The organism is Pseudomonas sp. yb_2, assembly GCF_043103905.1.
Classification (GTDB): domain Bacteria; phylum Pseudomonadota; class Gammaproteobacteria; order Pseudomonadales; family Pseudomonadaceae; genus Aquipseudomonas; species Aquipseudomonas alloputida.
Genome location: NZ_JBICKH010000039.1, coordinates 22,715 through 36,119, shown reverse-complemented (window position 1 = coordinate 36,119; position 13,405 = coordinate 22,715). Strand labels below are relative to the sequence as shown.

General features: G+C 64.2%; 8 protein-coding genes. 3 read left to right on the top strand and 5 right to left on the bottom strand.

Features of this window, described 5'->3' with window-relative positions; translation table 11 throughout:
- Positions 1–25: 25 nt before the first annotated feature.
- Positions 26–1,363, bottom strand: a complete 1,338-nt coding sequence (locus ACF8FB_RS09435) for an MATE family efflux transporter (protein WP_392509309.1) — start codon at positions 1,361–1,363, stop codon at positions 26–28.
- Positions 1,364–1,543: 180 nt separating this feature from the next.
- Between ACF8FB_RS09435 and ACF8FB_RS09430 the strand changes: the two genes are divergently transcribed.
- Positions 1,544–6,445, top strand: coding sequence for an alpha-2-macroglobulin (locus tag ACF8FB_RS09430; protein ID WP_392511251.1), 4,902 nt, complete (start codon positions 1,544–1,546; stop codon positions 6,443–6,445).
- A 151-nt stretch (positions 6,446–6,596) separates the two neighbouring features.
- Here ACF8FB_RS09430 and ACF8FB_RS09425 read toward each other — a convergent pair whose 3' ends face one another.
- The gene (locus ACF8FB_RS09425; RefSeq protein ID WP_004577004.1) at positions 6,597–6,890 is read right to left on the bottom strand and encodes a hypothetical protein; all 294 of its coding nucleotides are present in this window, start codon (positions 6,888–6,890) and stop codon (positions 6,597–6,599) included.
- A 77-nt stretch (positions 6,891–6,967) separates the two neighbouring features.
- On the opposite strand from ACF8FB_RS09425, the gene pbpC reads away from it, so the two are divergent.
- A complete protein-coding gene (pbpC, locus tag ACF8FB_RS09420; RefSeq protein WP_392511250.1) occupies positions 6,968–9,322 on the top strand; it encodes a peptidoglycan glycosyltransferase PbpC in 2,355 nt (784 codons plus the stop codon).
- Between the two features lie 92 nt (positions 9,323–9,414).
- A complete protein-coding gene (locus ACF8FB_RS09415) occupies positions 9,415–11,079 on the top strand; it encodes a ShlB/FhaC/HecB family hemolysin secretion/activation protein (protein ID WP_392511249.1) in 1,665 nt (554 codons plus the stop codon).
- Positions 11,080–11,151: 72 nt separating this feature from the next.
- On the opposite strand, the gene ACF8FB_RS09410 is transcribed toward ACF8FB_RS09415, so the two are convergent.
- From ACF8FB_RS09410 to ACF8FB_RS09400, 3 genes are all read right to left on the bottom strand, one after another.
- Positions 11,152–11,928, bottom strand: a complete 777-nt coding sequence (locus tag ACF8FB_RS09410) for a response regulator (protein WP_392509306.1) — start codon at positions 11,926–11,928, stop codon at positions 11,152–11,154.
- Between the two features lie 119 nt (positions 11,929–12,047).
- Positions 12,048–12,518 carry a prepilin peptidase gene (locus ACF8FB_RS09405; RefSeq protein WP_010951848.1) on the bottom strand — a complete coding sequence of 157 codons (471 nt, stop codon included), beginning with the start codon at positions 12,516–12,518 and terminating at the stop codon, positions 12,048–12,050.
- 305 nt (positions 12,519–12,823) lie between these two features.
- Positions 12,824–13,393 carry a DUF4136 domain-containing protein gene (locus ACF8FB_RS09400; protein ID WP_010951849.1) on the bottom strand — a complete coding sequence of 190 codons (570 nt, stop codon included), beginning with the start codon at positions 13,391–13,393 and terminating at the stop codon, positions 12,824–12,826.
- Between the last annotated feature and the right edge of the window lie 12 nt (positions 13,394–13,405).

Genomic DNA, 13,405 nt, shown 5'->3' with positions numbered 1-13,405 from the left:
GCGATGGGCCGCAAAGCGGCCCCAATCAGCCAAACCACAGGTCTCTCTGCTGCAACCGCCACCCGACCCACCCCAACGTCACCGCCCGCAACCCCATGAACCCAAGAAACGCCATCCACAACCCATGGTTGCCCAACCCGCTCATGGCCACTGCCACCGGCAGCGCAATCAACACCGAAACCAGCATTGCATTACGCATTTCCCGCGCCCGGGTCGCGCCGATGAACAAGCCATCCAGCAAGTAACTCCACACCGTGATCAGCGGCAGCAACGCCAGGTAGGGCAAATACGGATAAGCCGCCGCCCGCACACTGTCGATATCAGTCTGCAAGTCGATGAACAGGTGCCCACCCAGCAGGAACAGCCCGGCAAAGCCCAGGCTGGTGATCAGTGACCAACCACAAGCGACCACCAGCGAGCGGCGCAAGGTGTCGCGGTCACGGGCACCAATGGCATGGCCGCACAAGGCCTCCACCGCATGGGCCAGCCCATCCAGCGCATAGGCCGTCAGCAGCAGGCCGTTGAGCAGCAGGGCGTTGGCCGCCACCGTGGCCTCACCCAGACGCGCGCCCTGCACGGTAATCAGCAGGAACACCAGTTGCAGTGCCAGGCTCCGCAGGAAGATGTCGCGGTTCACCGCCAGCAGTGGCCTCCAGGCCTGCCAGCGCTTGAGCGCTGCCCACACGATCTGCCCCGGGTATGCCCGCAGAGCCGGGCGGGTCAGGGCCAGGCCGAGCAGGGCGGCACTCCATTCGGCAATTACCGACGCCCGCGCCGAGCCCAGTACACCCCAGTCCAGGCCCAGCACGAACCATAGGTTCAAGGCGATGTTCAGCAGGTTGGTGGTCAGCAGGATGGCCAGTGGAGCCCTGGCGTTCTGCGTGCCGAGGAACCAGCCGACCAGCGCGTAACTGGCCAGCGCCGCAGGCAGGCCAAGCAGGCGGGTATGGAAGAAGTCTTCGGTGGATTGCTGCAGGGCTGCGCTGGGTTGCATCGCATGGAGTGCCAGCTGGCTGAAGGGCAGGGCCAGCAGGCCGATCAACAGGGCGAAGCCGACCGCCAGCAGCAGCCCTTGCACCAGGACCTGGCGTAGCGCTGCACCGTCGCCACGGCCGGCGGCCTGAGCAGCGAAGCCGGTGGAACCCATACGCAGGAAGCCCATCAGGCCGACCATGAAGGTGAACAAGGTGGCGCCGACGGCTACGGCGCCCAGTTGGTGAGCGTGCGGGAGATGCCCGATGACCGTGCTGTCGACCAGCGCCACCAGCGGTACCGAAATGTTGGACAGGATCATCGGCGCGGCCAGCGCCCAGACCTTGCGGTGGGTGGGGCGGTGGCGCCAGTCGGCAGCGAGTTGGGGCATGTGCATTCCATGAGATTTTGGGGCCGCTGTGTGCCCCTTTAACGAATGGCCACAGTGTAACGACCAGGCAACCATTTAGCGCGACCATGGTCTGACCTGGCGCGCAACGCCGGGTGCTGCACCTGACGTTGAGCTATAGTTGCTGCCCTCACGTACACGCTGCCCAAGAGTTCCTATCTCATGTTCAACAAAGGATTGTTGCTGGCCTGCGCGCTGGCGTTGCTCAGTGCCTGTGACTCTTCCACGCCGGGTAAACCCGCACCGGTCGAGAAGTCTGTGGCACCCGCGCCCGCCGAAGCCTCCGCCCCCAAGCGTGAGGACCCGACCGTGCTCGCCAAGCGCTACGAGGGCCGCGAACTCACGGTGCTGGACGTATCGGAAGTGCAGCTCGATGGCGCGGCAACGCTGTCGATCAGCTTCTCCGTACCGCTGGATGCCAAGCAGGACTTCACCACCAAGGTGCACCTGGTAGACACCGTCAAAGGCAAGCTCGACGGTGCCTGGGAACTCTCCGACAACCAGATGGAGCTGCGCTTGCGCCACCTGGAGCCGCAGCGCAAGCTGGTGCTGACCGTCGACAAGGGGCTGCTGGCAGTCAACGGCAAGCAGTTGGACAGCGAGTCGATCACCCGCCTGGAAACCCGCGACATGCAGCCGACCATCGGCTTTGCCAGCCGCGGCTCTTTGCTGCCTACGCGCCTGGCCGAAGGCCTGCCGGTGATTGCCCTGAACGTCGACAAAGTGGATGTCGAGTTCTTCCGCATCAAGCCAGACATGCTCTCGACCTTCCTGGCCAACTGGGGACGCAACAGCAGCCTGTACTACTACCAGTCCAAGGAAACCCTGGACATGGCCGAGCTGGTCTACAGCGGCCGCTTCGATCTCAACCCGGCGCGCAACACGCGCGAGACCGTGTTGCTGCCGATTGCCGGCATCAAGCCGTTGCAGGCGCCAGGCGTGTACCTGGCAGTGATGCGCGCCTCGGGTACCTACGATTATTCTCAGCCGGCAACCCTGTTCACCCTTAGCGACATCGGCGTGTCGGCCCACCGCTACCGCGATCGCATCGACGTGTTTGCTCAAGCCCTGGAAGGCGGCAAGGCGCTTAGCGGCGTCAACCTGGAAATCCATGACGAGAAGGGCAAGCTGCTGGCCCAGGCCACCAGCGATGGCAAGGGGCATGCCCAGCTGCCGATCACGCCCAAGGCCGATACCCTGATCGCCACCCAGGGCGTGCATACCACGCTGCTGCGCCTGAACACCGCAGCCTTGGACCTGGCCGAATTCGACATTACCGGGCCTCAGGCCAACCCGCTGCAGTTCTTCATCTTCGGCCCGCGTGACCTGTACCGCCCGGGTGAGACGGTGCTGCTCAACGGCCTGCTGCGCGACCAGGACGGCAAGCCGGTCAAAGCCCAGCCGGTGAGCGTGGAAGTGCGTCGCCCGGATGAACAGGTGAGCCGCAAGTTCGTCTGGGAAGCCGACAGCAATGGTTTGTACCAATACCAGTTGCAACTGGCCACCGAGGCCCCGACTGGCCGTTGGCAGTTGCTGCTCGACCTGGGTGGCGGGCGCAAGCAGGTCTATGAATTCCTCGTTGAAGACTTCCTGCCCGAGCGCCTGGCGCTGGAGCTCAAGGGCAGCAGCACACCGCTTTCGCCGGATGAAGATGCGCGTATCCAGGTCAATGGCCGTTACCTCTATGGTGCGCCGGCCGCCGGCAACCGCCTGAGCGGTCAGGCCTATGTACGCCCGCTGCGCGAGGCCGTACCGGCGTTGCCTGGCTACCAATTCGGCTCGGTCACCGAAACCGATCTGAACCAGGACCTGGAACTGGACGAAGTCACCCTTGACCAGGCCGGCAAGGCGGTGGTCGATATCGAAAGCCGTTGGGCCGAAGCCCGCTCTCCGCTGCAACTGACCGTGCAGGCCAGCCTGCAGGAGTCGGGTGGCCGGCCGATCACCCGGCGCCTGGAGCAGCCTATCTGGCCGGCTGAGCGCCTGCCGGGCCTGCGAGGCCTGTTCGAAGGTGAGGAGACCGATAGCGACGGGCCCGTGGAATTCGAGTTCCTGGTGGCCGACCGCGACGGTAACAAACTGGCGGCCGACGCGCTCAAGGTGCGCCTTGTTCGCGAACGCCGGGATTATTACTGGAATTACTCGCAAAACGACGGCTGGAGCTACGCCTACAACGAGAAGTTCCTGACCCAGAACGAAGAGACGATCAGCGTCAAGGCAGGTTCCACCGCCAAGCTCAGCTTCCAGGTTGAATGGGGCCCGTACCGCGTCGAGGTCGAAGACCCGCAGACCGGTCTGGTGTCCAGTGAGCGCTTCTGGGCCGGCTATCGTGCCCAGGACAACGCTGAGGGCGGCGCGGTGCGGCCGGACCAGGTCAAGCTGGCGCTGGACAAACCCTCCTACACCGATGGCGCTACCGCCAAGGTCACCGTCACTCCGCCCGCTGCGGGCAGCGGCTACCTGATGATCGAGTCCAGCGATGGCCCGCTGTGGTGGCAGGAGATCGATGTGCCCGCCGAGGGCAAGACCTTTGACGTGCAACTGGACAAGGCCTGGGCCCGTCACGACCTGTACATCAGCGCGTTGGTTATCCGCCCTGGTGAGCGCAAGGCCAATGCCACGCCCAAGCGCGCCGTGGGCGTGCTGCACCTGCCGCTGGACCGCGCCGAGCGCAAGCTTGCGCTGAGCCTGCAGGCGCCGGAGAAAATGCGCCCGAAACAGCCGTTGACAGTGAAGGTAAAGGCCGCCAACGCCGATGGCAGTGTGCCCAAGCAGGTGCATGTGTTGTTGTCGGCGGTGGACGTGGGCATCCTCAACATCACCGATTTCAAAACCCCCGACCCGTTCGCCAGCCTGTTCGGGCGCAAGGCCTATGGTGCCGATCAACTGGACATCTACGGCCAGTTGATCGAGGCCGGCCAAGGCCGCCTGGCCAGCCTGGCGTTCGGTGGCGATGCGGCGATGGCCAAGGGGGGCAAGCGACCCAACACTACGGTAACCATAGTCGCCCAGCAGAGCCTGCCGGTGACGCTGGACGACAAGGGTGAGGGCCAGGCTACGGTCGACATCCCCGACTTCAACGGCGAATTGCGGCTGATGGCGCAGGCCTGGACCGAAGAGCACTTCGGCATGGCCGAAGGCAAGACCGTGGTCGCCGCGCCGTTGATTGCCGAGCTTTCGGCCCCGCGCTTCCTGGCCGGTGGCGACCGTACCAGCCTGGCACTGGACCTGGCCAACCTGTCCGGCCGCGCCCAGCAACTGAGCGTCGAAATCACCACGGATGGGCAACTGAGCCTGGCGGCCAACGCCGTGCAGAGCATTAACCTGGCCGAAGGGCAGCGCTCGACGCTGATGATTCCGGTGCAGGCCCAGGGAGGGCTGGGGCAGGGCAAAGTGCATGTCCGGGTGACGGGCCTGCAACTGCCGAACGAGCCGGTCAATGCGTTCGAACGTGAGTGGACGCTGGGCGTGCGCCCGGCCTACCCGGCAATGCTCAAGCACTACCGTGTGGCCTTGAAGGACCAGCCGTGGACTCTGCCCGAAGCAGACCTGGCCGCCTTCGAACCGGCTGGCCTGGAAGCCAGCCTGGCCTTGTCGAGCCGGCCGCCGCTGAACCTTGCCGAGCAGATTCGCGCGCTGCAAGCCTACCCCTATGGCTGCCTCGAACAGACCACCAGTGGCCTGTACCCTTCGCTGTACGCCGATGCCGACAGCCTCAAGCGCCTGGGCATCAAGGGCGAGCCGGCGGATGTGCGCAAGCGCAAGATCGAAATGGGCATCGAGCACTTGCTGGGGATGCAGCGCTACAACGGCAGCTTTGGCCTGTGGAGTTCGGACAGCGAGGAAGAGTACTGGTTGACCGCCTATGTGACCGACTTCCTGCTGCGTGCCCGTGACCAGGGTTACGGCGTGCCCGCCGAGGCACTGAAGAAGGCCAGTGAGCGCCTGCTGCGTTACCTGCAGGAACGCAACCTGATCGAAGTCGACTACAGCGAGAATGCCGACCACACGCGCTTTGCGGTGCAGGCCTACGCGGCGCTGGTGCTGTCGCGCAGCCAGCAGGCGCCGTTGGGTGCCCTGCGCGGGCTGTTCGAACGTCGCGCCGATGCCCGCTCCGGTCTGCCGCTGGTACAACTGGCAGTGGCGCTGGACAAAATGGGCGACAAACCGCGTGCCGAGCAAGCCTTGCAGGCGGGCCTGGGCATTAGCCGTGGCAAAGGCTGGCTGGCCGATTATGGCAGCGCCCTGCGTGACCAGGCACTGATCCTGGCGCTGCTGCAGGAAAGCAACCTGGTCAGCAGCCAGGTCGATCAGCGCCTGTTCGCCTTGTCGGATGAACTGGCAGCCAACCGTTGGCTGTCGACCCAAGAGCGCAATGCACTGTTCCTCGCTGGCCGTGGCCTGCTGGGCAAGCCGGAAGGCCAGTGGCAGGCACGCCTGGACAGCGCGGGTGAAGTGCGCGAGTTGAACAATGCCGAGGCCGGTATGAAGCTTGAGGGCCCGTTGCTGGCTTCACCGCTGAGCGTGCAGAACCAAGGCAGTGAGACGCTCTATCAGCAGCTGACCTTGTCCGGCTACCCGCGCCAGGCACCTGCGGCAGGCGGCAATGGCATGCAGATTCACAGAGAGTACCTGGGTATGAATGGCCAGCCGCTGGACCTGCACAACCTGCGCAGTGGCGACCTTGTGCTCGTGCACCTGGCGCTCAAGGCTGAGGACCGCGTGCCGGATGCGTTGGTGGTGGACCTGCTGCCGGCAGGCCTGGAGCTGGAAAACCAGAACCTGGCTCAAAGCGCCGCCAGCCTGGACAACGCCAGCAGTGCAGTGAAGGCGTGGCGCGAGTCGATGCAGAATGCCAGCGTGGTGCATCAGGAGTACCGTGATGACCGTTATGTTGCCGCGCTCAAGCTTGAGGGCTATGGCACCACCCACCTGCTGTACCTGGCGCGAGCAGTGACCCCGGGCACTTACCGCGTGCCGCCGCCGCAGGTCGAATCGATGTACCGGCCGAACCTGCAGGCCGTGGGCGATGGGCAAGGGGAGATGACGGTGAAAGCCCGCTAGAGACCCGCTCTACGCGGAAAGTGTGGGAGCGGCCTTGCGTCGCGATAGGGCCGCAAAGCGGCCCCGACAATTCAAGCGGCGAAGCTGAAAGCCTGGGGCTGCTGTGCAGCCCTGTCGCGACGCAAGGCCGCTCCCACAAAGACCGCGCAGATCAGTGGATCACCCAGCTCATCACCCACAGCCCCAGCACCAGCCAGATGATTCCGAGGATGATCGAGGCGCGCATGAATGCGCGGATTGCCGAGTACAGCAGCATCAGGCCGATGATCAGGGCCAGGATGCTCAGCAGCGAAGTGTCCATGCCCAAGGTGCGCGACAGGCCATCGATGAAGTTGCCACCGGCATTGGCCAGCAGGTTGAACAACCCGCTCAATGCGTCGACGATGAAGCGGATCAACGACCCCAGTGCCTGGCCCAGCCACTCGAAAAAACCTTCTACATGCATAGTTGCTTCCTGATGAAAAAATCGGCGAGGTTGTCGTCCCAAAGCCTTTGGCCATTACCTGGCCAGGTCGGTTCCCGATGCCAAGCTTAGCGCGACCACGGTGCCGTGCGGGCAGGTTGTTGCGTGCCGCGCTGATCAGTCTGCTGGTGCTCGGCAGCCTGTTCTGGCTGGCTGATCGTATCTGGCCGTTGCCGCTGCCGGGTGATGACCTGGCCCGGGTAGTGCTGGCCGAAGACGGCACGCCCTTGTGGCGCTTTGCCGATGCTGATGGCGTGTGGCGCTACCCCGTGAGCCCTGAAGAGGTTTCGCCGCTTTACCTGCAGGCTTTGCTGACTTATGAGGACCGTTGGTTCTACAACCACCCAGGGGTCAACCCGCTGGCATTGGTCCGCGCGGCCTGGCTGAACCTGCGCGGCGGGCGTGTTGTGTCGGGCGGCAGCACATTGTCGATGCAGGTGGCACGGCTGCTCGACCCGCACGACCGTACCTTGGTCGGCAAACTGCGTCAGCTATGGCGCACCTTGCAGCTGGAGTGGCACTTGTCCAAGCGCGACATCCTGCAGATCTACCTGAACCGCGCACCTTTCGGCGGCACGCTTCAGGGCGTGGCGGCAGCCAGCTGGGCGTACCTGGGCAAGTCGCCCCTGCACCTGACACCTGCCGAAGCGGCACTGCTGGCCGTGCTGCCCCAGGCACCCAGCCGGCTGCGCCCGGACCGCCACCCCGAGCGTGCCCAGCGTGCCCGGGACAAGGTGCTGCAGCGCCTGGCTGAGTACCAGGTATGGCCGGCCCAGCAAATTCGCGAGGCGGCCGAGGAGCCGCTGGTGTTGGCGCCACGCCAGGAGCCGGCCCTGGCGCCATTGTTGGCCCGGCGCCTGAACAGCGCTGACAGCCCGCCGCTGATCCGTACCACGCTTGACGCTGCGCTTCAGCGGCGCCTCGAAGACTTGCTGCTGGGCTGGCGCGCACGGCTGCCGGAGCGTACCTCGGCCGCCATTCTGGTGGTCGAAGCGCAGAGCATGGCGGTGCGCGCGTACCTGGGCTCGATAGATTTGTCTGATGAGCGCCGCTTTGGCCATGTCGATATGGTGCGCTCGCTACGTTCGCCCGGCTCCACCCTCAAACCGTTTCTTTACGGCATGGCACTGGACGATGGCCTGATCCATTCCGAATCGCTGTTGCAGGATGTTCCGCGACGCTATGGCGACTATCGCCCTGGCAACTTCTCCATGGGGTTCAGCGGACCGGTGTCGGCCAGCTCGGCGCTGGCCCTGTCGCTCAACCTGCCCGCCGTGCAATTGCTGGAGGCCTACGGCCCGAAACGCTTTGCCGCGCAACTGCGCATGGCGGGCATGCCGTTGATACTGCCCCCCCTTGCCGAGCCCAACCTGTCGTTGATCCTGGGCGGTGCCGGCAGCCGGCTGGAGGACCTGGTCGGCGGCTACGCGGCGCTGGCGCGGGGTGGCAACAGTGCGCAGGTGCGCTTGCAGCCACAGGCCCCTCTGGTGGAGCACCGGTTGCTGTCACCGGGGGCGGCGTGGATCATCCGGCGTATTCTCAGCGGCCAGGCGCGCCCGGACCGTGACCCGCACGCCGAACTGGTGCAGCGCCCGCTACTGGCCTGGAAAACCGGCACCAGCTACGGCTTTCGCGATGCCTGGTCGATTGGCGTGGGGCCGCGTTACCTGATCGGCGTATGGATTGGCCGCCCCGACGGTACACCGGTGCCTGGACAGTTCGGCCTGGCGTCGGCGGCGCCGCTGATGTTGCAGGTGCACGATCTGTTGAGCAATCGCGACAGCCAACGCGGCATCAGCGTCCCGGTAGCGCCGGTACCTGCGAATATCGGCGTTGCGGCGATCTGTTGGCCGCTGGGCCAGCCGATGAGCAAGCAGGACACCAACTGTCGGCGTCAGCGCTTTGCATGGACCCTGGACGGCACCACGCCGCCAACCTTGCAGGCAGCCGACCAGCCGCTGGGCCTGGGTTTGCGCGAAAAAGTATGGGTCAACGAGCAGGGCTTGCGGGTCGATGGTAGCTGCCCGGGCGCCAAGGCTAGCGACATCGCCCTGTGGCCGGCGCCGCTGGAGCCTTGGCTACCCCGTGTCGAGCGGCGCATGGCGCGTTTGCCGGCCATCGACCCGGCCTGCCCGCCGCAGGCGCCGGCCAGTGCACCACCGCTGTCGATCGTCGGCGTGCGCACAGGCGACAATCTGCGCCGCCCGGCCACCAGCACTGAGCCGTTGCAATTGCAGGTATCTGCCTTGGGTGGTGGTGGACGGCGCTGGTGGTTCCTCAACGGCCAGCCGTTGGGTGAAACCCAGGGGCAGGACAGCTTGTTGCTGCGTTTGCCACAGGTCGGGCAGGCCGAACTCAGCGCGCTGGACGAAAGCGGTCAGACGGCGCGGGTGGCGTTCCAGGTCAGTGAGTAGGTGTTCGACGACAGCCGGGCCAGCACCTACGCTTGCAAGTGACGGGTGTGACCGGCTGGTGCCCCGCAACCCATGGGAACATGGAGTACCCTATGCGTCCTCTGGTCGTGCCCCTGATGTTGCTGCTTTGGGCACTTGCTGCCCACGCCGACCCGTTGCCGGGGTTTCTCGACAGCCATGAATACGAGCGACGTCTGCCAAGCGCCAACCTGCCGATGACGGACTACGCCCCTGTGAGCCCCCGCATACGGTTGGCAGGGGCGGCTATCGAAAACCCCGACTGGGCCCCGGCCAACACCCGGCTGGTGCTGCAAAAAGTGCGCTTCGAGGGCGGCACGGTGTTCCCCTTGGGCGACCTGCGCGAACACTATCAGCCGCTGATCGGGCGCGAAACCACGTTGGGTGAATTGCAGCAATACACCCAGCGCCTGACCCAACGCTACCGGCAGAAGGGCTACTTGCTGTCGTATGCCTATCTGCCTCCTCAGGATGTGGCCGATGGCAGGGTCGACGTGGTGCTGGTCGAAGGTTACGTACGTGATTACCACGTGGAAGGCGATATTGGACCGGCCAATGAGTATTTGCAGCAGTTGCTGGCGCGCATTGAGGCCGAGCGCCCACTGAGCCGCGAAACGCTGGAGCGCTATCTGGGCCTGGCTACGCGCATGCCAGGGGTCGTGGTAGAGGCCGAACTGGCAATGGCACGGGCTGCCGATGGTGTCGCCCAGCTGACGGTGCATGCGCGGCGCAAGCCGCTCAGCGCCGCTGTGACCGTGGCCGACTCCAGCCGTGATGCTGCACAGGCCCTGATCACCGTAGCCAGCAATGCCCAGACCCGCCATGGCGAACGCGTCACGGCCAGCTGGCTGCTGCCCCCTGGCAATGACCGGGTCTATTACCAGCGCCTCGATTACAGCCAGTACCTGGACGCCGCCGGTAGCCAACTGCTGCTGTCGGCGTCGCGCTACCGCAGCGAGCCCGGCACGCGCATACGTTTGGACGATGGCCGCGATATCACCCGCGAGCACGACAGTGAGCGCTATGCGATCGGCCTGCGTCAGCCGGTGGTTGTCAGGCCGAATGAGTGGCTGGCGGTGCAGGGCCACCTGTACTCGGTCAGTGAGCATGATGAAGACCGGATGGCCGAGCAGCCAACGTCTCGCAAATACGACACCTATGTGCGGGCGCTGTCATTCGAAGGTGACTGGCGCAAGGTGGAGCAGGGGCGTTTGCGTATCGTCAGTGCCGGGGTCCATCAGGGTCTGGACTACCTGGGGGCACGCAGCGATGCTGACTACGATCTCGACTTCCTGCGCTTGCGGCTTTCCGGTTTGCAGAGCGACACGCTGCTGGATAACTGGCAGGGGGTGGTGTCCGGGGCGTTGTACTGGAGTGATGATCGCTTGCCCGACAGCGAGCGTGTGGGGTTTGGCGGGCAGAATTTCGGGCGCGGTTACCCGCGCGATCAGGCGGACGGTGACAAGGGCTGGGGTGTGGCTTACGGGCTCAACTACAGCGTGCGCAGTAGATGGCTTGCGCAGGTTCAACCCTATGCGGTGGTGGATACCGCTCAGGCCTGGCATAACCGGGGACCGGTGGAGGACGCCCATCTGGCTTCGGTGGCGCTGGGTGTGCGGTTAGGGGGTGGGCATGTGTTCAATGTGACGCTGGAAGTGGCCAAGCCGTTGGCGGATGTGGCGCTGGATAGCCTGGACCGTGGGCCGCGGCTGTCGTTGAACCTGGCGATCCAGTTGTAGCAGGCAACTATGGGCTTGCAGGAGCAGCCTTTGCAGCACGAGGCCGCTCCAGATGGTAAGCCGAGCCTTCACTCAATGGGTCGTGAACCGCTGGTGCACGGGTGACGAGCTGGGGGTCAGCGCCAGAGCCAGCTGGGTGCGGTTGTGCATATGCGTCAAACGCAATACCTGAGACACATAGAGCTTCACGGTGTTTTCGGTAATGCCCAGTTCGCAGGCGATCTGGTAATTGGTCTTGCCCTTGCCTACCAGGCGCGCCACTTCCAGCTGGCGTGGAGACAGTTTCTCGAACGCTGCTGGCAGCTCGCTTTCGCTTTCTTCTGCATCACTGGCACGCCGGTGAGTGCCTTGGCCACGGGCTTTTTCCAGGTCCTGATACAGTTCGTCCACCGACTCGGCCAGTTCCTGCAAGCGCTGGTTCAGCCCACCCAGATCGCGGATGTTGCGCTGGCGCTCCAGCAAGGCCTCTTCCTGCCGGCGGACGCCTGCCAGCAGTTCATCAAGGTCCATCGGCTTCTGGTAGTAATCGGCAAACCCTTCGCGTATCGCCCGGATCAAGTCCTGTTTCTCGGCACGCCCTGTCAACATGATGGCTTCGAACGTGCGCTGGCTGCCGTTGATTTCCTTCAAGGCGCGCACCAGCTCGATGCCATCCCGATCTGGCATGTGCAGGTCACAGATGAGCAAGCCGATGGTCGGGTCTGCCACATAGTGCTCGATGGCTTCGTCGGTTGAGAGGGCTGTAACGCAGGCATAGCCCTTGGTTTGAAGGAATTCACTCAGCTGTTCGACAATGACCGGTTGGTCATCAACCACCAACACCTTTACTTCACTCACTGATCTGGACACGATCAACTCCCTGTTCTTATACGGCCCTGCTCCCGTGCCAGACGCTCTGGCAGCTTAAAAGTAGTCGCACTCAGCGAATATGTACAAGGTCTGTACAAGTCATCGGACCACTGGAAGGGTTATTGGATCCATACGGCCGTTAGAAGAAAACCTGATAACACATAGGGGACGAACGCCTGCTTGTCGCCCATTTCTTCGGTCAGAGCCTGCAAACGCTTCTTTACCTTGGGGTTGAGCAGCGTCCACAGGCGGCGGCGGGTCAGTAGCCAGACCAGTACAGTGACACCCGCGCCAATGAAGGTGCCGAGCACATATTGCGGGCTGGTGGCCAGGGCCAGGGCGCCCATCAGCTTGACGTCGTCGGCGCCGAAGCGGCCGAGCATGTAGCCTGGCAGGGTCAGCAGCATGACGATGGCCAGCGCCCAACCGGCCTCGCTGGCTTCGGCGCCTATCCAGCTGTGACCGGTGCTGAACAGCCAGGCCAGGGCGCAGCCAGCCGCCCCCAGGGTCAGCACGTTGGAGATCTGGCGTTGACGCACATCCTGTTCGGAGCACAAGGCAAGCCACAGCAGGAGAACAATGCTTTGCATTGGCAGGTCGCCTTTCCCAAATGTTGAACACTTCTACCCGGTCAGTCAGGTTTCCTTAAAAGAAGATAGACGGGAACGTGCGGGGGAGTGCGGTTGGCATCGGAAAAAAGGCGTGCGTGGAATGGATTTTGTCGTAGCTGACACAGGCCAGGCCGGTGACGCAGTCGTACTCGGAGTCGCCATCTATGTAGGCGTGGGGTCACCCGCGAACATCCGCGAAGCCGGTGCCATGCACCGGGCCAATTGCTTCGCGGGTAAACCCGCTCCCGCCGGGCCACGGTGCATGCAAAAGCCGCGTTCCAACGCTATTTTTTGCTGCCCGGTGGGTAGTTGCCCAGCACCTTGGCCACGGTATTGCGGATTGCGCTGTTGCGTTCTTCCGGGCTTGGCGGGTAGTTGTTCATGATCTGCTCGGCACTGCCGCGCCATACCAGCTTGCCGTCACGCCCATCGAACATGTCGACCTGGATGGTGGCGACCTTGTAGTCGACACTGCGGGTTTCGTTGTACATCGGGCCACCCCAGTAGCCGCCCCAGTAGCCACCCCAGCCACCGCCGTAGTTGGTGGTGATCTGTTGTTGGCGCTGCTCCACGATCAGGTATGTGCGTACTGTCAGGTCGGGCCGCGCTCCGCCTTGTACCGGGCGCAGGCCGCGCTGGTCGAGTTGGTCTGCCACCGCCTGGCGAATGCGCTGCTCGGTGAGGTCGCTCTTGATCCGCGGGTCATCCGGGCGGTACTGCAGGCCCGGCTCCTGCCATGCCCAGCTACGGTAGGCGGCAAAATCGCGGCTGGCATCGAAATCCTGCTGGACGTTGTTGCTCGAGCAGGCAGCGAGCAACAACGCGAATGACAGTAGAACGAGACGGCGCAACATGATGGTTCTCCG